The 19,719-nt window shown below is 44.0% G+C and carries 16 protein-coding genes; 10 read left to right on the top strand and 6 right to left on the bottom strand.

Annotation, left to right across the window (positions count from 1 at the left end):
- Positions 1 to 3: 3 nt before the first annotated feature.
- The 10 genes from IQ276_RS28980 to IQ276_RS29025 all read left to right on the top strand — a co-directional run bounded on the left by IQ276_RS28980 (position 4) and on the right by IQ276_RS29025 (position 11,975).
- Entirely contained in the window at positions 4 to 384 is a 381-nt protein-coding gene (locus tag IQ276_RS28980) for an anti-sigma regulatory factor (RefSeq protein ID WP_228043205.1), read from the top strand.
- Between the two features lies 1 nt (position 385).
- On the top strand, positions 386 to 1,384 hold the full coding sequence (locus IQ276_RS28985) for an ATP-binding SpoIIE family protein phosphatase (RefSeq protein ID WP_193919047.1): 999 nt from the start codon (positions 386 to 388) through the stop codon (positions 1,382 to 1,384).
- 227 nt (positions 1,385 to 1,611) lie between these two features.
- Complete coding sequence (locus IQ276_RS28990; RefSeq protein WP_193919049.1) at positions 1,612 to 3,759, top strand: ATP-binding protein; 2,148 nt, start codon at positions 1,612 to 1,614, stop codon at positions 3,757 to 3,759.
- Positions 3,752 to 6,241, top strand: coding sequence for a hybrid sensor histidine kinase/response regulator (locus IQ276_RS28995; protein ID WP_235116064.1), 2,490 nt, complete (start codon positions 3,752 to 3,754; stop codon positions 6,239 to 6,241). The genes IQ276_RS28990 and IQ276_RS28995 overlap by 8 nt, the downstream gene beginning before the upstream one ends.
- A gap of 652 nt (positions 6,242 to 6,893) precedes the next feature.
- A complete protein-coding gene (locus IQ276_RS29000) occupies positions 6,894 to 7,481 on the top strand; it encodes a thylakoid membrane photosystem I accumulation factor (RefSeq protein ID WP_235116065.1) in 588 nt (195 codons plus the stop codon).
- 350 nt (positions 7,482 to 7,831) lie between these two features.
- Positions 7,832 to 8,440 (top strand): hypothetical protein, encoded by a 609-nt coding sequence (locus IQ276_RS29005; RefSeq protein WP_193920536.1) that lies wholly within the window; start codon positions 7,832 to 7,834, stop codon positions 8,438 to 8,440.
- Between the two features lie 67 nt (positions 8,441 to 8,507).
- The gene (locus IQ276_RS29010) at positions 8,508 to 9,008 is read left to right on the top strand and encodes a DUF1648 domain-containing protein (protein ID WP_235116066.1); all 501 of its coding nucleotides are present in this window, start codon (positions 8,508 to 8,510) and stop codon (positions 9,006 to 9,008) included.
- A gap of 251 nt (positions 9,009 to 9,259) precedes the next feature.
- Positions 9,260 to 9,697, top strand: a complete 438-nt coding sequence (locus IQ276_RS29015; protein ID WP_193920533.1) for an Hsp20/alpha crystallin family protein — start codon at positions 9,260 to 9,262, stop codon at positions 9,695 to 9,697.
- A gap of 324 nt (positions 9,698 to 10,021) precedes the next feature.
- Positions 10,022 to 11,104, top strand: coding sequence for a photosystem II q(b) protein (gene psbA / locus IQ276_RS29020; RefSeq protein ID WP_193920531.1), 1,083 nt, complete (start codon positions 10,022 to 10,024; stop codon positions 11,102 to 11,104).
- 301 nt (positions 11,105 to 11,405) lie between these two features.
- The gene (locus IQ276_RS29025; RefSeq protein ID WP_190882595.1) at positions 11,406 to 11,975 is read left to right on the top strand and encodes a cysteine hydrolase family protein; all 570 of its coding nucleotides are present in this window, start codon (positions 11,406 to 11,408) and stop codon (positions 11,973 to 11,975) included.
- A 188-nt stretch (positions 11,976 to 12,163) separates the two neighbouring features.
- Here IQ276_RS29025 and IQ276_RS29030 read toward each other — a convergent pair whose 3' ends face one another.
- The 6 genes from IQ276_RS29030 to IQ276_RS29050 all read right to left on the bottom strand — a co-directional run bounded on the left by IQ276_RS29030 (position 12,164) and on the right by IQ276_RS29050 (position 19,633).
- Positions 12,164 to 13,132, bottom strand: a complete 969-nt coding sequence (locus tag IQ276_RS29030; RefSeq protein ID WP_190882594.1) for a TauD/TfdA dioxygenase family protein — start codon at positions 13,130 to 13,132, stop codon at positions 12,164 to 12,166.
- Between the two features lie 414 nt (positions 13,133 to 13,546).
- Positions 13,547 to 13,948 carry a ribosomal maturation YjgA family protein gene (locus IQ276_RS29035; RefSeq protein ID WP_190882593.1) on the bottom strand — a complete coding sequence of 134 codons (402 nt, stop codon included), beginning with the start codon at positions 13,946 to 13,948 and terminating at the stop codon, positions 13,547 to 13,549.
- A gap of 679 nt (positions 13,949 to 14,627) precedes the next feature.
- Positions 14,628 to 16,808: a CHASE2 domain-containing serine/threonine-protein kinase gene (locus tag IQ276_RS29040; protein WP_235116067.1), complete on the bottom strand. Its 2,181-nt coding sequence runs from the start codon at positions 16,806 to 16,808 to the stop codon at positions 14,628 to 14,630.
- Positions 16,809 to 17,094: 286 nt separating this feature from the next.
- Complete coding sequence (locus IQ276_RS29045; RefSeq protein WP_193924947.1) at positions 17,095 to 19,038, bottom strand: FHA domain-containing protein; 1,944 nt, start codon at positions 19,036 to 19,038, stop codon at positions 17,095 to 17,097.
- Positions 19,035 to 19,238 carry a DUF6760 family protein gene (locus IQ276_RS40790; RefSeq protein WP_073640622.1) on the bottom strand — a complete coding sequence of 68 codons (204 nt, stop codon included), beginning with the start codon at positions 19,236 to 19,238 and terminating at the stop codon, positions 19,035 to 19,037. The genes IQ276_RS29045 and IQ276_RS40790 overlap by 4 nt, the downstream gene beginning before the upstream one ends.
- A complete protein-coding gene (locus IQ276_RS29050) occupies positions 19,181 to 19,633 on the bottom strand; it encodes a phage tail assembly protein (protein WP_235116068.1) in 453 nt (150 codons plus the stop codon). Before IQ276_RS29050 ends, IQ276_RS40790 begins: the two co-directional genes overlap by 58 nt.
- Positions 19,634 to 19,719: the final 86 nt, after the last annotated feature.

Consider the following 19,719-nt stretch of genomic DNA (forward strand, 5'->3'; position numbering starts at 1 on the left):
ACGATGGAAATTCAATCTTCTAGTGATGTAGTCTTAGTTCGGCAGGCTGTGCGCCAGCTGGCCGTGGAGATTGGCTTTGGCTTAGTAGACCAAACTAAAATTGTGACCGCCGCCAGTGAGTTAGCGCGTAATACCCTAGACTATGGGGGAGGCGGCACAGCAAAGCTAGAAACGCTTCAGGAAGGGAGACGACGAGGACTCAGGCTGACCTTTGAAGATCGGGGCCCGGGAATTCCCGATATCGATCTGGCGCTCAAGGATGGGTTCACCACAGGTGGTGGGTTGGGTATGGGGCTGAGCGGCGCCAAGCGACTTGCCAATGAATTTGAGATTCAGTCTGCGGTGGGAGAAGGAACACGAGTAACAATTGTACGATGGAAATAAAATGATCGAATCTGTCGCCATCACAATTACTGAATCTAGCCAAACCGGGGAAGCCCGACGGGTAGCGATGGCTTTAGCAACTCGGCTCGGCTTTCAGGAAACAGAACGGGGCAAAGTTGGCATTGTGGTGACAGAAGTTGCTAACAATCTGATACAGCACGCTCACAGCGGCGTGGTGTTGCTGCGGGCGCTCAAGCACGATTTAGCCCTCGGCATTGAGGTTTTATCGCTCGATAAAGGACCGGGGATGGTCGATGTCGATGAGTGTTTGCAAGATGGCTTTTCTACAGGCGGAACCTTAGGCAATGGAATGGGTGCAATTCGTCGCCTCTCTGAGTTATTTGAAATTTACTCTATTCCTAACCAAGGGACAGCACTCCTCGCCCACCTTTGGTCAAACCCAACACCCCATCTGCCCGAAAAGATTTTAGAAATTGGAGCGATCTGTTTACCAAAACAAGGAGAGGACATTTCAGGCGATGCCTGGGCATGTGAAATCGATCGTCGCCGCAGTTTGTTGCTAGTAGCCGATGGCTTGGGGCATGGGCCTGCGGCTGCTAGTGCTGCTTCCCAAGCCGTGAGAATCTTTCAAGACCATCATCATCGTTCTCCTGGGGCGATCGTTGAAGCTGCCCACGCCGCCTTGCGAACTACGCGAGGAGCAGCACTCGCCATTGCCGAAATCGACTTTGAACAACAGTCTGTCCGCTTTGCCGGAATTGGCAACATCGCTGCCAGTATTTTTTCGTTTACCGAACACCGCAACTTAGTATCTCATAACGGCACAGTCGGACATGAAGTCCGCAAAATTCAAGAGTTTAGCTATCCCTGGTATGACAACGGACTTTTAATTATGCATTCTGACGGATTAGGCGCTAAGTGGCGGCTCGATCGCTATCCCGGCTTGAGTCAAAAACATCCCAGTTTGATCGCAGGTGTGTTATACCGAGACTTTAACCGAGAACGGGACGATGTGACGGTGTTGGTGGCGAAAGGATAATTCGTAATTCGTAATTCGTAATTCGTAATTCGTAATTAATTCAGTGAAGCAGTGCTGTAGGCGGGTTTACCGCCGTAGGCAAGTGATGTTAGCGACATTCGCCTAGCATCTGTGTTAGGAGAACGAGCGTCACCCAAAGGTGGTCAACAAGACAGTACTAAATCAAAATGGAGGGTACAAGTCCCGATTGATTGTAACTACGAATTACGAATTACGAATTACGAATTATGTTGACAATCCTTTTCACGCTCGAAATCCACTACGAACAGGATGTTGTGCAAGCTCGGCAACGAACTCGCGAGATCGCCCAGGAATTGGGGTTTGATGCTCAAGATCAGGCGCGATTGGCAACGGCAGTTTCAGAAATTGCCCGCAACGCATTTCAGTATGCCAAAGGCGGAACGGTTGAATTTTGTCTGGAAGGAGAGCCTCAAGCGTTTTTGATTCGGATTCAGGATCGGGGTGGGGGCATTCCTCAACTGGCAGACATTCTTTCAGGACGCTACTCCTCTAACACAGGAATGGGGCTGGGCATCGTGGGCACCCGCAGACTGATGGATTTCTTTGAGATTGAATCATCAGAACAGGGAACAATGGTGGCGATCGGCAAAAGGTTGTCGAAGCGTACACCTACTTTCACCGATTCGCAATTGCAACAGATTCGCCAACACGTAATTGGGCGATCGCCCCAGAATCCCTATGAAGAGATCCAGCGACAAAACCAGGAGTTACTGCGGGCAATGGCAGAGCTACGGAAGCGCGAGGAGGAATTGACCGAACTCAATCGGGAACTCGAAGATACCAATCGCGGTGTGATTGCCCTCTATGCGGAACTGGATGAGAAGGCAGACTCGCTGCAAAAGGTAAACGAGCTAAAAACCCGTTTTCTCTCAAACATGAGTCACGAGTTTCGCACGCCGATCAACTCGATTCTGTCGCTCTCTCGGATGTTGCTGGCACGTATGGATGGCGATTTGACTACCGAGCAAGAAAAGCAGTTGACATTTATCCAAAAGGCGGCAAGCGGATTATCAGAACTAGTCAACGATCTGCTGGATTTGGCAAAGGTGGAAGCTGGAAAAACTGAAGTCCGTCCCAGTAGCTTTGAAGTCAGTGACTTGTTTGCCACGCTGCGGGGAATGCTCCGCCCATTATTGGTTCAAGGCTCCTCTGTTGCCCTGGTTGTGGAGGAAGCCGATGCCATACCTGTGCTTTATACCGATGAGGGCAAAGTCGCTCAAATTCTCAGAAACTTTGTCTCCAATGCCCTCAAATTTACCGAGCAGGGAGAGGTACGCGTCAGTGCCATGCAAACAGGTCATACCGTCACCTTCTGTGTATCTGATACGGGCATCGGCATTGCTCCAGGCGATCGCGAGCGCATTTTTGAGGATTTTGTGCAAATTGAGTCCCCTCTACAAAAGCAGGTGAAGGGAACCGGGTTAGGATTGCCGTTATCGCGCAAGCTGGCGGAGCTACTCGGCGGCAGCGTTTCGATAACAAGCGAGCTGGGTCAAGGCTCCACTTTTACAACATCAATTCCCATCGTCTACCCACATAGGACTGAATTTTCCACACTACTGCAACCCCCATTACTTGAGCCAACTCGCCTGCCCATTCTAGTGGTTGAAGATCATCCGGAAACGCTATTTATTTACGAAAACCACCTCCAGGAATCAACCTATCAATTAATTGCTACCCGCACCTTAGCTCAGGCAAGGCTTGCCTTACAACAATTTCGTCCGACAGCGATCATGCTAGATATTATGCTAGAAGGAGAAAACGGCTGGACGTTCTTGCGAGAAATCAAAGGAGATGAAACAAATCGCACCATCCCTGTACTCGTTATTACCATCATTGATAACGAAAAGCAAGCACTGGCGTTAGGAGCTGACGGCTTTTTAATTAAGCCAGTAGACAGATTGCCTCTGTTGAACAAACTCAATAAGCTAATTAATCAGAATCAGCCTCAAAAAATTTTGTTAATTGACGATGACCCCGCCTATCGTTATCTTGTAAAACAACTATTAATGAATACACCGTTGAGTATTTTAGAAGCCGCAAACGGACAAGAAGGATTATATTTGGCACAACACGAGCAGCCAAATGCGATCCTACTTGACTTGGAGATGCCAGAACTCAGCGGTTTTGAGGTACTCAAACAGCTTAAAAACAATTCCGTCACTCAGGCGATTCCTGCGATCATCCACTCATCTGCCCAACTAGATGCAGAAGTACGGAGTTGGTTAGCCGAACAAAGTATCGCCATTCTTTCCAAAGAAACAGGCTCTCAAACGGCAGCGATCGCCCAACTTCAACATGCGCTCGTCAAAGCCGGACTCGTTCTGGGTAATTGGGAGGAAAGCAATGTCTGAACCACAAGTGACGATCCTGCATGTTGACGATAACGAAGCCAATCGTTACGTTGTCACCCGGATTTTGCAAAATGCAGGCTTTACCGTGGTGGAAGCAGCAACTGGAGCAAGTGGATTAAAAGCAGTTGCTCAGTATCAGCCTGCTCTGGTAATTCTGGATGTCAAATTACCCGATTTGAGCGGCTTTGAAGTCTGTCGCCAAATTAAGGCAAACCCCGAAACGGCTTTTATTCTCGTCCTACACCTTTCTGCAACTTTTGTTCACAGCCAGGATAAAGCAGTAGGCTTGGATGGTGGTGCCGATGCCTATCTAGTGCAACCAGTTGAACCGATTGAACTGCTGGCTACGGTGCGATCGCTGCTACGAATTCGACGGGCAGAGGAAGCTGCTTTGTCCTCAGCGCGGGAGTGGCAAACGACCTTTGACTCTATCAACGACGGCGTGTGTCTGGTAGACCGAGAAGGTATAATTGTGCGCTGTAATCGAGGGATCATGCAGATTTTTTGCAAACCCCCTCACGAAATCTTAGGTTGTCCTCATCATAAGTTGATGGACGCAGAATTGGGAATGGGTGACGGGGCCTGCTTTCGCCGTGCTAAAGAAACTCACCAACGGCAAGTTCTAGAATTTCAGTCCCAAGGGCGCTGGTTTGCCAAAACCATCGACCCGGTACTTGATGAGCATGGAACTTTCACAGGTGCCGTTTTCATCCTGTCAAATATTACCGAGCGCAAGCGAATCGAGGATGAACGCAAGCAAGCAGAAATCATTTTACAACAGCGCAATCAACGCCTGGATTTGCTCTATGAAACTACACGGGATTTACTTTCCAGCGACCAACCGCTGACGTTGATTGGTAGCTTATTCAGGAAACTCAAAGGCTTGCTAGAGTTAGATGTTTTCTTGAATTACCTCATTGATAGCGATCGGAACCAGCTTCATCTAACGTCTTATGGAGGCATTGATGAATCCATTGCCCAGGAGATTAAATGGCTGGAGTTTGGGCAAACGGTCTGTGGGACGGTTGCTCAGTCCAGGAATCAAATCGTATGTGCAGGCATTCAAAACTCAGACGATCCAAAAACCGATTTGATTCGCTCGCTGGGAATCACTGCCTACTCCTGTCAACCGCTGATTGCTCAGGGACACTTATTTGGTACGCTCTCGTTTGGCAGTCGCCGCCGCCACCAGTTTACATCCGCAGAAACTAATTTAATGCAGGCACTATGCGACCAGATGGCAATTGCCCTAGACCGAGCGCAGCTTCTTTCATCTTTACACCAGCAAGCTGACCAATTGCGCCAAGCTAATCGCATCAAAGACGAATTTCTAGCGGTGCTGTCCCATGAATTGCGATCGCCCCTAAATCCGATTCTGGGTTGGGCAAAAATTTTGCAAACGAGCCAGCAGGACACAGCCAAAACTCAGCACGCGCTCAAAACCATCGAACGCAACGCCAAACTACAAGCACAACTGATCGAGGATCTGCTCGATGTGTCGCGTATTCTCCAAGGCAAGTTGAGTTTGAACACAGTTCCAGTCGGTCTACCTTTTACCATCAAAGCTGCCCTTGAAACCGTGCGGCTCGCTGCTGAAGCTAAATCCATTCAAATTGAATCAATATTTGAATCGAACATTGGGCAAGTGTTGGGTGATTCCGGTCGCCTGCAACAGATTGTTTGGAATTTACTTTCCAACGCGATTAAATTTACCTCACACGGTGGTCGAGTAGAGGTGCGGTTAGAAAGGATAAAGGATGAAGGAGAAGGGATGAATCAACTAGATACTCATTCTTTGGAATACGCTCAAATCACTGTCAGCGACACTGGCAGGGGCATCTCTAGCGACTTTCTGCCCTACGTCTTTGACTACTTCCGCCAAGCCGATGGAACAACGACCCGAAAATTTGGGGGGTTGGGGTTGGGGTTAGCGATCGTGCGTCATTTGGTTGAACTGCACGGGGGAACCGTTCTGGGAACGAGTCCTGGAGAAGGACAAGGAGCAACATTTACAGTCAAGCTTCCACTCATCCTTACGGCAAAACTAAATCAAGATGATAGTGCGTTTGATAATCGCTCGGACCTCAATCTGAATGGATTGCAAGCACTGCTTGTAGACGATAACAGAGATTCGCGGGATTTCATCGCCTTCCTGCTAGAACAGTATGGGGTGCAAGTGACTGAAGTGGACTCAGCAAGTGAAGCTCTGAGCAGTTTGGGGCAAGCAAAATTTGATTTGCTAATTAGCGATGTTGGTATGCCGGATATGGATGGCTACACACTAATTCGGCAAATTAGAAAGCAGTCGCCTGAGCAAGGCGGAGAAATTCCGGCCATCGCCCTCACTGCTTATGCTGGAGAAAGCGATCGACAACAAGCACTAGCCGCTGGATTTCAACAGCATATTTCCAAACCAATTGAACCAGAGCTACTAGTGCAGACTATTTTGACTATATTGGGCATCGAGCCAAAATATGCGTAGTTTACTGCAAGATCGTTGCATTATGCGGTGTCTGGAATAGCGCCTCGCATTCGATTCATTAATACAATTTAGTAGACCTCTTGCAAAAGTCTTTCTTTGCGTTCTGTTCTGGAGCGCCCACCGTTCGCGTTGGCAAAGCCTCTCGTAGAGAAGCGTCTCCCTTACGAGAAGTTTTGATGCCTGGGTTGGGCTGCGCCAACGACCCAAGCCGCCGCTCAAACTTCTCCTAAGGGAGATAAAAAATATTTATGCAACAGGACTTACGCAAGACGTGACCGAAAACCTTATTCTTGCGTAGCGGTAATTCATGTAGACGCAAAGCGGCTTCCCGCAGGGTATTACCGCTACTTTCGTTATCTTTTGCGTAAGTCCTGTGCAAGAGGTCTAGTGTTAAAACCCACATGAGGTTACTGGGGACTGGGAACTAGGAAAACATTCCAAAATTTGTCTATGGGTAATAGTCCCTTCCATAATTTTGGAGTTGATTACCCAATCCCCAATCCCCAATCCCCAATCCCCAGTCCCTTTTACAAGAGATAATCTCACTAGGCGTTATCTTAAAAAATAGTGCTTGGGCGTAATTACATATCCAGCCCAGTTTGCCGATTTCAGCACAACTCACGACAAGTAGTAGCTTGCAAGGTTTCTTTTGATGAATAGCACAAGGTTTCTTTTTTTACATAAAAAACTTACTGGCTGGCGGAGGTTGCTGTCCAAATGCGTGTTGTTGGTTGTTTGTCTGTTCATTATAAGTATGCAACCTGCATATGCTGGTCTCAATGATGATAGATATGATGGCAACATGTTTGTAGTTTATGCTGGTAATGGTTCATTGGTTCCTTCCAGACAGACATTGGCACAGTCTTTAGCAGAACATAAACCTGTATTTTTGGCGTTTTATCTTGATGACAGCAGTGATTCCAAAAGATATGCCATTTCCATTTCACGGGTACAGGAATTCTATGGCAAGGTGGCAGAGATTATCCCCATCAGTGTAGATAGTATCCCGTTTAAAGAGGCCTATGATCCCACAGAACCAGGATATTACTATTCTGGGAGTGTTCCTCAAGTTTTGGTGTTTAATCAATCAGGTGAGGTCGTTTTGAATAAAAAGGGTCAAGTACCTTTTGAAGAGATAGACGATGAATTTCGCAAAATATTTAATTTATTACCACGCACCGAAACAGCAAAACTACAGCGACGGGCTTTCAATGAGTTCAGTAGTGAGTTAGCTCAGTAACTTATTGGGTAGACCAAATTGGTCTGCCCTCATTTTTAGTGCTATCTGTTACTGCATTGTTTTCGATCCGAAAGCATAATAAGAAGAAGGCAGGAGGGAAAGGGCAGAATACAGAAGTTAAAAGCTTCTCTAGAAGCTGATTTCACTGGTTGGTATTTGAAGTTTAATTATGTCCATCCACTTATTGAAATATTCTGTATTCACAACTAAAAAGTTCATTCATAGTCTATAGTTCATAGCTAATGACCAATGCCCCATGACGCCAGTCGCTCATAGGGGAAACCCCTAAACCGTGCTGGCTCCCCAATGCCCAATACCCCATAACCAATGACTAACTAGAGTGTATTCTGATGTCAAAGGTTTACACCACTCAGGAACTAATCCAAATTTTGGCAGACGAACGCCAAGCTTGCCTCAGCGGAAAACGCTTAAAATTAGAAGTAACAGTTTCTGGTAATCCCGTAATTGACCAGTTTATCAGAACTGATGGGTTGCAACAGTTCACAGCCTATCAAGATTTTAAAGCGGCAATTCACGACTACCAAAGAGAAAATCAAGTGTCAGGTATTATTTGGCGGGAGGTGACAGTCAAGGGTAAAAACTTGCATTATCCCGAAGTAGATACGGAATTAATAGCGCTTACAAGTGACTTAGAAATCTTAAAAGCCACTAAAAATTCTATTTTAGAATTTTGGTATGAAGTCACTATGGGGATGGACTTGTACTTAAGCTTTAACAATAGTAAACAACATCAACAGATTATCACGCCTGATGTCGAGAGAATTGCTGAAAGAACAGAATGGGCAAGTTTATGGAAGTGGGAAAATTCTAGCTTTTTGGAAATAATTTTGCAGCTAGGATGGGGTAAACCAGAAGAAGCTTATTATAAACGAGGAAGACCGCGATCGGGTAGTGAATATATTCATGCAGTCAATCCTGGAAATCGTCCCATTGGTTGATGTATCAAGTCATTTACCTGCTTGTAAAGATAAATTACAAACGAATTACCCTACAAAAACTACTAACATGAGCCGTTATAGACCTGTTTTGTTAATTGCTCAATCATCTCAAGCACAAATACTAAATTTGATCGCACTTGCGGGGCTAGTGGCATTATTCGGCATAGCTATTCACGCTTGGTTTACATTACCAGATACTATACCCATCCACTTTGGATTTGATGGACAAGCTAACGGTTGGGGAAGCAAAAAAAATCTCTGGTTGTTACCAATTGTAGGTTTAGCAATTTATGGGCTTTTAACATTTATCAGTCGTTATCCTCATACATTTAATTATGCAGTGAAAATTACTGAACAAAATGCATTGCAGCAGTATAAAATTGCCTGCTCAATGCTCAATTGGTTAAAAACTGAAATGGTTTGGATATTTGCTTATATTGAATGGCAAATTTTCTACTTAGCAACTACAGCAAACCCTAACTTAGGGATATGGTTTCTCCCTGTATCACTAATAATTGTATTCGGGACGATTGGATATTGGTTGAGTCAATCTTTCCTAGCACGTTAAAAAAGCTCCAACTAAATGGCGATAGAGGAATTACTTGATTCCTGAATTATCATGTCTATTCTGGTTTCCCGAACATAACAATTAGAGTAAACCGTAATTTATTTCATCCATAAGATGGTGCGGTAATCGTCAATTTCTTGGTGAGAATAACCGAATTTACAGCAGTTTTCACTATACGTAATATTAAAAGTAAGCACAAACCCAAGTGCAAAACTGATTAAACAAATAACTAATTGATGCGAGGAAGAGTTATGGCACTAGTTCGTTGGAATCCTTGGAGAGAAATCGACACTCTACAACGTCAAATTAATAGCTTATTTGAAGACACCAGAGTACCATCTGGATTCCTTGATAGAGATTTTATCAAAGTTCCGGCTGCTGAATTACAAGAAACTGATGATGCTGTTCTTCTGTTGCTAGAACTGCCAGGAATCGACGCTAAGGACTTAGATATTCAAGTCACCGAAGATGCTGTTCACATTAGCGCTGAACGGAAGTCTGAAACTAAAACCCAAGAAAACGGTAATACCAAGACCGAATTTTACTACGGCAAATTCCAACGTGTAATTCCTTTATCTGCTCGAATTCAAAACACCAATGTCACCGCAGATTATAAAGACGGCATCTTGCATCTGACACTACCCAAAACTGAGCAAGAAAAGAACAAGGTTGTCAAGGTTAATCTCTAATCACCCGTTGTTTAATCGGTTGCGATCGCACCTGTAGAATGCTGGTTAAAAGCCCAGTCTCTCTCAAACCTGGGCTTTTTGTCAAAATTTTCTACATATATATACATATCTTCATAAAACCAAAGAGCGATCGCTCAGACGGTGTGATTGCCTGGGTGAGTAGGCGATCGCACCTCCTCGACTTTAAATAAGTAAAATTTATACAAGTTATAAGTTTTACTGTCTTAATAAAACTTGATTAAATAACGTAAACCAATGTAAAGTACATTCACAGGCGAAAACAAAGCCGCCTAATTCATTCGCAAATAACGCATTCATAAAACAATGACAGCAACCATTCAACGCCGCGAAAGCGCCAACGTTTGGGAGCGGTTTTGCAACTGGATCACCAGCACCAACAACCGCTTATACATCGGCTGGTTCGGTGTACTCATGATCCCCACCTTGCTAGCTGCTACCGCTTGCTTCGTAATCGCCTTCATCGCTGCTCCTCCAGTAGACATCGATGGTATCCGTGAGCCTGTTGCAGGTTCCTTAGTTTACGGAAACAACATCATCTCTGGTGCAGTTGTTCCTTCCTCCAACGCTATCGGTTTGCACTTCTACCCAATTTGGGAAGCAGCATCCTTAGACGAGTGGTTGTACAACGGCGGTCCTTACCAGTTGGTAGTATTCCACTTCCTGATTGGCGTATTCTGCTACTTAGGTCGTGAGTGGGAACTCTCCTACCGCTTAGGAATGCGTCCTTGGATTTGCCTAGCATTCTCTGCACCAGTAGCAGCAGCAACCGCAGTATTCTTGATCTACCCCATCGGACAAGGTTCATTCTCTGATGGTATGCCCTTGGGTATCTCCGGAACCTTCAACTTCATGATCGTGTTTCAAGCAGAACACAACATCTTGATGCACCCCTTCCACATGTTAGGTGTGGCTGGTGTATTCGGTGGAAGCTTATTCTCTGCAATGCACGGTTCTCTAGTTACCTCTTCTTTAGTTCGTGAGACAACCGAAAGCGAATCTCAAAACTACGGTTACAAGTTCGGTCAAGAAGAAGAAACCTACAACATTGTTGCAGCACACGGTTACTTCGGTCGCTTGATTTTCCAATACGCTTCCTTCAACAACAGCCGTTCCTTGCACTTCTTCCTAGCTGCATGGCCTGTGATTGGCATCTGGTTCACCGCTTTGGGTGTAAGCACAATGGCTTTCAACTTGAACGGTTTCAACTTCAACCAATCAATCATTGACTCACAAGGTCGCGTCATCAACACCTGGGCTGACATCATCAACCGCGCTAACCTGGGTATGGAAGTAATGCACGAGCGCAACGCTCACAACTTCCCCTTAGACTTGGCAGCAAGTGATGTTGCTCCTGTAGCTCTAACCGCTCCTGCTATCAACGGTTAATCACTACCTAAGTTGAGTGAAAATTAAATAGAATAAAAAGCGCTCTCCCGAAAGGGGGGCGCTTTTTAGCGTAAACGATTCACTATGGCAATTTAAGATTTTGGATTTTGGATAGTTCAGGACTTACGCAAAAGATAAGGAAAGTAGCGGTAATACCCTGCGGGAAGCCGCTTTGCGTCTACATGAATTACCGCTACCCAAGAATAAGGTTTTCGGTCACATCTTGCGTAAGTCCTGTAGTTTTTCCTCAAATCCAAATTGATTGACAAATAATTACCAGTTATCAGAGAGAAGAATCAACATGAAACGAGCTTTATTAGTAATTGATGTTCAGAACGAATACTTCACTGGTAAATTACCAATAACCTATCCATCAGGAAGTTTAGATAATATTCTTCAAGTGATGAATATTGCTAAAGAACGAGATATACCTGTGATTGTTGTTAGACATACACAGCCGCTAGAAAACTCTCCCATTTTTCAAAAGGGAAGTCCAGAATGGGAGCTTCATCCGGAAATTGCCAAATATCCCTACGATCTCCTGATTGAGAAAAATTTGCCAGGAAGTTTCACAGCGACAGAATTAGAGACTTGGCTCAAAGAGAAGAATATTGATACTGTCGTGATCTCTGGATACATGACTCAAATGTGTTGTGATACAACCGCTAGACAAGCCGCCCATCTAGGTTTTTCCGTAGAGTTTCTTTCTGATGCTACAGGAACCCTCGCCTTTCAAAATAATGCAGGTACTGCTACTGATGAAGAACTTCATAGAGCAACTTTAGTTGCTCAAGACACTTTTATTAGTAAGGTAATAAATACTTCTAAATGGATTAATAATCTTGAAGATACCAATAAAGTCCAAAAGTAAATTTTTAGCTACTGTCAAACAATTTTGGATTTTAGATTTTAGATTAACCCCATACCTTGGGGTTTGAATTTACAGCGTATTTCAGGTAAATGAAGTAAACAGGTAGGGGCACAACATGTTGTGCCCCTACAATTATCTGTACTTCACCAAATTGCTTATTGAAGTTGCAATCCGGTTGACCTTGTACCTTATGAAAGCACTGGTTGAGCTTCTATTTTCTGGGCTTTATTCTTCAAGATGGTTGGTAATTCGCTGCTGAACGCTTCACCTTCAACCACTTGGGAGCGGAAACCATCAACTCCAACTGGAACGTCGCCTGTGATGGTGGTGCGGTACAGTACACGCTCAACTTCTATATGATCCAGATCCTGAGGGGCTAAATGCGAGGTGGCGCGGTTGTCCCAGAAAGCGATGTCACCATTGTTCCAGCGGAAGCGGGTGGTGTAGGCCGGCTTGGTGATCTGGTTGAAGAACAACTCAAGCAGCAGGTCACTCTCTTGTCGTGACACGTCAAGAATGTGTGAGGTGAAGCCAGGGTTAACGAATAACGCACGCTCACCTGTCTCCGGATGAACCCGAACCACAGGATGGATGGAGACCAAAGGATTGGCTGCGATGCGCTGGGCGATCTTGCTGTTGCTGGGCAGATTCAAACGCGCATTAAAGCGATGTTCAGCTTTCAATGTGTCTGCGAGCGCCCGCAGAGGTGCTGACAGACCCTCGTAAGCTGCAACCAGATTAGTCCACTGTGTATCGCCACCGATGCTGGGAACGTTAACCGCACGCAAAATTGATGCCGCAGGGGGATTGACAACAGCTGTCACATCGGTGTGCCAGCGGCTCTCGTAGCTGGAACGGCGCAGGCCGTTGCGCTTCTCGTAGCGGCTGCGGTCAATAGGCAGGATTTGTGAGAAACCTTCAATAGGCTCATCCTCATGTGGATGTGCGTAGGTCACTTCGCCAAAACGAGATGTGAACGCGATTTGTGCAGCATGGTCGATGTTCTGACCGCGAAAGAACACAACTTTCCACTTCAATAGTGTTTGACGAATTTCTTTGATTGCATCATCGTGCAAAGGACGCGAAAGATCCACGCCGCTGATTTCGGCACCGATAAAACCAGCTACTGGTTTGACTTCAATGTGCTTGTTGCTCATGTAAATTCTCCAGAGTTTAATCCATAGGGTAGTTTTCGCAAAGTCAGCTTCCTTTGGTTGCTGTCAAGGGTAATCAAAGGAAGCGATCGCAACTCAAAATATTATACGGTAAACCGATCAATCTACCGTATAATAAATGTAAAACTATATGAATAACCCAAAATTTAGCCTGAGCAAGGGCAAATTCAAATAGACAGACTCTCTTGACAGACTGTTTATAGTATGCGATTCTCTTACGAATTACGTAGCCGTTACTGTAGGGTATTACGAATCAATATTTAAGGGTGCGATCGCCCCAATAAAAAAAACCGTTCGGAGAAAAGCGATGCTTAATACAACTTTACAGTGTGTCCCCAAACAACAGATATCTCGGTGGATAGCCAAGTTATGACGAAAAATGGCAAAAGGACTAAATTATTTGAGCTTTACTCCCCGAACGCAAAGCCGCAACCACAGCCATCCTAAACCACTCCCAATAAAATAATAGGGAAAATCTGCCCAAGTGAAGGCACTACCAATTAACATTTTTCCCCACCAAAATGAACGTACCGAATTTAGAAATGGGGGATGCCACAATTGCATAAACTCCAACAAGCAAGTAATTACCAATACCCATAAAGGGATTTGCCAAACTGAAGAGTGAGTGGTGATAAATAGAAAGGCGAACAAGCACCAAAATATCTCATAAAAAATTCCTCCTACCTCTTGGTTTAACCACCCAGTAGAATAGCGATAGTGGCTGTATAAAAGTCCAATGGGGAGAATAATAACCAGAGAAAGAATAGTTCGCCAGCGAATGTTTGTAAGTAGTGACATTATTTAGGGTTTCCAATCAATTATTTCCCCTCCTAAAAAGAGAAATTATTTTTATAGGGCGCAATCTGCTTTCAACAGTATGTTTCCAATCAATTATCTCTCCTTATCAAAGGAGACCCACCGATTCTAAACCCTGACACCACAAGCTGTCCAGAAGCATACTCAAAAAAAAATGAAGTGATGATGTCACGTTCAAAGGTTCTGGCAATTTGGCATCACAACTCTCTGTTTTACAGTTTAAATGAGATATCAGCAGAACAGAACAACCACAAATCGCCAGTTGTTGACCCAACGCTGTAGGATCACGAGAGCAGCTAAGCCACAGCGCTCGGTCATCGCTTCGCTACAACTGGCCAGTAATCTACTAGAAATCACATAGTAAATGTGCGATGGCGTACTCAGTCACCGCTCAACTTTTGAATTCAGCAATTTTGACTCCTAAATTATGCTGTATAAGCCAATACGGTTCAGTTAAGGCTAAAACTCTTGGTCAAATTCAATTTTTTTAACGAACCGCCAAGGACGCAAAGGACGCAAAGAGAAGAAAGAAAGGCTTAACTGAACCGTATTGCTGTATAAGCTGAAAAACATCTAAATTGCATAATCGGATTCAAGCAAACTCTTGTGAAGTGGGTATCTTGCCCGCCCTAATTATGCAAGTTAAATGCGGAACAGCTTATTAGAGACTTTCGATAATTTTTAGCACGTCTGCTGCTGACTGATATCGTTGAGTAAAATCGAAATGTACCATTTTATTTAAGATAATAACTAACTCGTTTGTCACCTCAGCTAATTCGCGCCAACTGTGCCAAACCTCTGTATTCCCGTCAGGTTCAGTTTGAATAATTACTTCACCAGTATTTGTATCTCTGCGAAATACTCTTGGGTCTACTCCAGTTAAAGCTTGTATACCCATAATTCCCAATGCATAAATATCGCTGTTTAGTTTTGGCAATCCACTCATTTGCTCAGAAGGTGCATAACTGGGAGTACCAATTGAAATAGTTTGATTTTCTTGTTGTTGGGGGTGAATTTGCTTAACAGCGCCAAAGTCAATTAAAACAATATGCCGATCTGATTCTCGTCTAATCAAATTACTAGGCTTGATATCTCGATGAATTACACCATAGCTGTGAACAAAAACAAGCACGTGTAAAACTTCTTTGAGTATCTCCACAACTTGAGTTTGTTTGAGTCGTGTACCAGAGGTTAGCTCTTTGTCCATAGCGTGCCCCCGGACAAATTCTTGTACTAAAGAAAATTGGCGATTTTCTTCAAAAAAAGCTAACAGTTGGGGAATTTGTGGATGCTTACCCAAAATTTCTAAAATTTCTGCTTCAGCATCAAATAAGCGTCTGACAACATTTAAATATTCTGTATCTTGGCGGGGAGGTCGCAATTGTTTAACTACACATTCTGGGTTACCAGGGCGCTTGATATCCTCAGCCAAATAAGTATTACTAAATCCTCCAGAACCCAAGCGTTCAGTAATTCTGTAGCGGCTGTTTAGTAGAGTGCCGACTGCAATTTCTTGCCCGATAGAATCCGCAATTACTGTTGGCGCTTCATTGGAAGCATCACCGCGTTGCCGTAAAAGAGCTTGTAATTCGATAATTAATTGTTGGTGTTCTTGAACTCGTTGTGTAATTTCTTTTTGCTCTTGTTTGGTTTGATAAGCGGTATAGGCAAGGACACTCCCGCCAGTCAATACTAACCCCAACATCGGAGGTATTACTGGTAACCATCCAGCTTGAGTAAAGATGATAAAATTACCTCCAAATAATACCGCCAGGGCTGTTGCTCCTGCCAATCCTAAAGCTAGAGGATGCTGAATTCGCCACACCAATAAGCCACCAACTATCGCCCATCCCCATATCCACAGAACTTTACCCCACTCAGGGATAAACCAAAACAGAGGCTGTTGGTTAAGAACAACACTGAGAATTTGACTGACACTGTGGGCATGAATTTCAATTCCTGCCATCTTGCCAGAATTATCTGATTTACCACTAGTAAAGGGCGTATTAAAAATGTCATTTAAACTATTTGCTGTGGAACCAATTAAAACGATACGGCCTTTAACCAAATCTGGTTTAACTTGGCCTGCAAGCAGTTCTGTAATTGTTACCTGCTGGGCAATTTGATGGCCAGAACGGTAGTTAAGCAGGATTTGGTAACCGCTTGTATCAGCTTTTTGATACCCGCCAGCATTACTTTGCAGGGGTTTAAATACAATATTTCGTAATTTTAATTCTTTATTTGGGGTAAATTCTGGTTGGATGCCACCAACTTCTAAATATTTGAGTGCTAGCTGTAAACTAAAGGAATATGTACTTTGGCAAGGGTCAGATTCCTCTGAACTTGCTAATAATAAATTGCGCCGAATTATAGAATCAGTATCTTCTACAACATCACTAAATCCCACTCGCTCTGGTTCAACCCCTTGAGGGGGAGCAGTTCCCGGGTTTTTAAAACCAGAATGTTTGCAGATGGGAATGATAATATCGCTCTGTTGTAGGCGTTGTAGTAGTTTGTCGTGGCCAGGCTGCACTGGTAAATCACGAAAAATATCTAGACCAATGGCTCGCGGTTCGTATTCCTCAAGTTTGCCCAACAGTCGATCTAGAAGTTCACCGGAAAGCGGCCAAGTCCATTTTTGGAGATCCTTTTCAGTTAAAGCAACAATCAACAGACGAGAGTCTGGGCCTGGATCGGGGCGTAATTGCATCATCTGGTCGTAGACTCTCATTTCCAGAGGGTCGAAAACCCCAAGTTTTTGAATACCTACTAGTAAAACTGTGGCGATCGCACTTGAAAAAATAACTGGCTGTCTCAGTAAACTTTTGAACTTGGCAAACATTTTTCTACATAAGTTTTATTTTAAAATATACGTGTTTATTTATACAAATTTTCATTTTTGAAATTATTCTATGCAATTTGCAACTTTTCAAAAAATAATTTAGGTATTGGTTATTAGGGACTGGGTAAATAAGTCGGCGAGAAAAATTCAACCGATATTTCCCTAGTACAGCGCGGCGTAAATAAACCAACCATTTGAAATGTCTCAAACCCTTAAGAACAGGTAATTACGAATTACGAATTACGAATTACGCCTTGCGGTACTAGTCCCCAGTCCCCATTTAATGCTAATCTACTACCTGCTTGAGATAATGCACGATCGCCTCTGCGGTTGGTACATTAGTTGCCAGTAGAACTTGATTAATAGTGCATAATCTCAGCAGTGCTTCTTCATTTGCTTGACCAGGCTGGGGTTGCAGCAAATCTCTCAAGAAAATAACTGCTAAAATTTCTCCTGACCCAACCAATGAAGCAATTGTTTGATATCCTCCAGAAGTTGGGGCGGGGGTTTGTTGACTAATAGTTATACCCGCTTGTTGATGTAAAACTTCGCCAACAGATGGCCAGGTAATTGTAAAGCTCTGTGAGAAAAATTCCTGATGCTGAGCAACAAATTCAGCAAGTTCTGATTTCTTGCTTTCGTGAGCAATGATTACTATGTTTCTTTCAACGATCATTTGTGGTGGCTCACTTAAATTTGTTTCTTCTGAAATTTGAGCGGATTCAGTTGCTTCTACTTCTTCTGAAATTTGAGCGGATTCAGTTGCTTCTAGTTCAGAAACTTCTTCAACAGTTTGACTGATGATTTCAGGAGCTTCACTTTCTACTGGCTCCAAAGATTCAATATCACCTGCATCAGAGACTTCACTTACATTGACTTCTTCGGTAGTTGTATCACTCAAATCAACGTATTGATTACTGAAAACTTGTGGAAGGTTATCATCAGGAGGAGTCAAGACTTCAGGAACTTCGCTGACTGTTTCATCAGTTTCTACTTCATCAACATCTGCGGTATCTTCTGTTGTAACTGGCGTATCTAAATTTACTAATTCGTCGCTAGTTTCCTCTGGAACTTCGCTCGATGTATCTTGATGTTGACTGTCTACATCACTCACAACTTCAGTTGTTTCTGGCGTCACATCACTCACAACTTCAGTCGTTTCTGGCGTCACATCACTCACAACTTCATCAACATCTGGGGTATCTTCTGTTGTAACTGGCGTATCCAAATTTACTGCTTCTTCATGAGTAGCTTGGGGAACAGCACTCTCTTGGGGTACTTGGTTGAATATGTCACGCGGCTGTACGAAGGTGACTTCTGCCTCTAATGCTGCTTCCAATTCTGCATCGCGCTCCTCAATAGCTTGAGGAACAAAATTGTCAGGAATATCACGAGGCTGGACGTAGGTGACTTCTGCCTCTAGTGCTGCTTCCAACTCTGCATCAAAATCTGTAACCTCGTGGTGAGGGGCTTGTTTTGGTGTACTTTCTTCCTCAGAAGTCTCGATGACATTTTCAGGTGTGGCTATTGCTTCATCAGGCTCGGCTTCGCTGACTTCTGCAACTTCTACTTCCTCAACATCTGGGGTAACTTCTTCTTCTACAACTAATGTACGCAAATCGACAATATCATTACGGACATCGTGTAGAACTTCTGGTGGCTGAACTATATTTTCAGGGCTGGTGACTTCAACAGCTGGGATGTCATCATCAGTTTGAGTAGAAGCAACTTCTGAAATTTCGCTAATTTCTGGTGTTTCTACTTCGTTACTAATTGGCGTGATAACTTCGCTGACTACCTCTGGGGCTGGACTGGCAACATTGGGAGTGCTGACATTTTCCGGCGATCGCGGCCGAGAAAACAGAGAAGGATCTATAATTCTGAAGACGGTCTCTGGTAATTGCTCTGCTAAAGGAGCGATCGCTTCCATAATCAGAACATAATCTGCAATTCGGATCACGTCTCCATCATTCAAAATATATGGTCGATCCTTTTCAGCTTGTTTGCCATTTACTATTGAGCCATTTCTACTGCCAAGGTCACTAAAGTAGTAAGTTCCACTTTTGACAAAGAACTTAGCATGTAGTCGGCTGACATCAGGACTTTCCAAGACTAAATCAGAATCAGGAGAACGACCTACTAGCCATTCTCCCCTCGTTGTAGTGTCTATGGTAAGGTCAACTTCATTGATTTCACTTAAAGTCGGTGAATAGCTAACTTTTACTTTCATATTAATTTTTGGTTAATTTTATTGATTTCGGCTACCCAACGCTGACGGGTAGTATGTTCTAAATTTAAAATATCATTTTGTGACCAATGAAAATGATAAGCAATAAAAGCTACCTCCTCATATAAACTATCAGAGGGGTAGCTTATGACTCCCCCGCCAGTTCTAGCTCCACTGAAAATTGAGTATTGCAGTGGGGACATTGTGCCGGAATATGTACATCACCTTGCTGGTTAATTCGATTGTAAAATTCTCGCAGATAGGCAATGTCATGTAGGAGCAGTCCTTCGAGTAATTCAGGGCTAACAGAGTTCAAACTACCCAAGCGAGTGATGACACGTGCAAGCATAACTAATGCGCCGTAAGTTGGATTTTCTTGAACTTTGCGCTCTTGTTGCACCAAAATTTCATCTTTAGCAGTGGCTAAACGCATCACTCCTTGACGATGTACTCGGTTTTCACCATCACTCAACCCTCTAGGAAGAGTGAAAGCAAATTCAGTGCAGAGATTATCCTTTTTACGGGGCATAGGGACTGGGGATTGGGGATTGGGGATTGGGGATTGGGGATTGGGGACTGGGGATTGGGCATTGGGCATTGGGCATTGGGCATTGGGTACTGGTAAATAAATCAACAGTTCTTCTTACCCTACTCCCTCATCTCCCTCATCTCCCTTATCTCCCT

This window comes from Desmonostoc muscorum LEGE 12446, assembly GCF_015207005.2.
In the GTDB taxonomy this organism is placed as follows: Bacteria; Cyanobacteriota; Cyanobacteriia; order Cyanobacteriales; family Nostocaceae; genus Nostoc; species Nostoc muscorum.

Coding starts and splice junctions, on each gene's coding strand:
- IQ276_RS29005 (WP_193920536.1), top strand. CDS start 7,832: ATGTCAAAGGTTTACACCACTCAGGAACTAATCCAAATTTTGGCAGAC.
- IQ276_RS28990 (WP_193919049.1), top strand. CDS start 1,612: ATGTTGACAATCCTTTTCACGCTCGAAATCCACTACGAACAGGATGTT.
- IQ276_RS29030 (WP_190882594.1), bottom strand. CDS start 13,132: ATGAGCAACAAGCACATTGAAGTCAAACCAGTAGCTGGTTTTATCGGT.
- IQ276_RS29050 (WP_235116068.1), bottom strand. CDS start 19,633: ATGCCCAATGCCCAATCCCCAGTCCCCAATCCCCAATCCCCAATCCCC.
- IQ276_RS28995 (WP_235116064.1), top strand. CDS start 3,752: ATGTCTGAACCACAAGTGACGATCCTGCATGTTGACGATAACGAAGCC.
- IQ276_RS29015 (WP_193920533.1), top strand. CDS start 9,260: ATGGCACTAGTTCGTTGGAATCCTTGGAGAGAAATCGACACTCTACAA.
- psbA (WP_193920531.1), top strand. CDS start 10,022: ATGACAGCAACCATTCAACGCCGCGAAAGCGCCAACGTTTGGGAGCGG.
- IQ276_RS28985 (WP_193919047.1), top strand. CDS start 386: ATGATCGAATCTGTCGCCATCACAATTACTGAATCTAGCCAAACCGGG.
- IQ276_RS28980 (WP_228043205.1), top strand. CDS start 4: ATGGAAATTCAATCTTCTAGTGATGTAGTCTTAGTTCGGCAGGCTGTG.
- IQ276_RS29010 (WP_235116066.1), top strand. CDS start 8,508: ATGAGCCGTTATAGACCTGTTTTGTTAATTGCTCAATCATCTCAAGCA.
- IQ276_RS29035 (WP_190882593.1), bottom strand. CDS start 13,948: ATGTCACTACTTACAAACATTCGCTGGCGAACTATTCTTTCTCTGGTT.
- IQ276_RS29040 (WP_235116067.1), bottom strand. CDS start 16,808: ATGTTTGCCAAGTTCAAAAGTTTACTGAGACAGCCAGTTATTTTTTCA.
- IQ276_RS40790 (WP_073640622.1), bottom strand. CDS start 19,238: ATGTCCCCACTGCAATACTCAATTTTCAGTGGAGCTAGAACTGGCGGG.
- IQ276_RS29025 (WP_190882595.1), top strand. CDS start 11,406: ATGAAACGAGCTTTATTAGTAATTGATGTTCAGAACGAATACTTCACT.
- IQ276_RS29000 (WP_235116065.1), top strand. CDS start 6,894: ATGAATAGCACAAGGTTTCTTTTTTTACATAAAAAACTTACTGGCTGG.
- IQ276_RS29045 (WP_193924947.1), bottom strand. CDS start 19,038: ATGAAAGTAAAAGTTAGCTATTCACCGACTTTAAGTGAAATCAATGAA.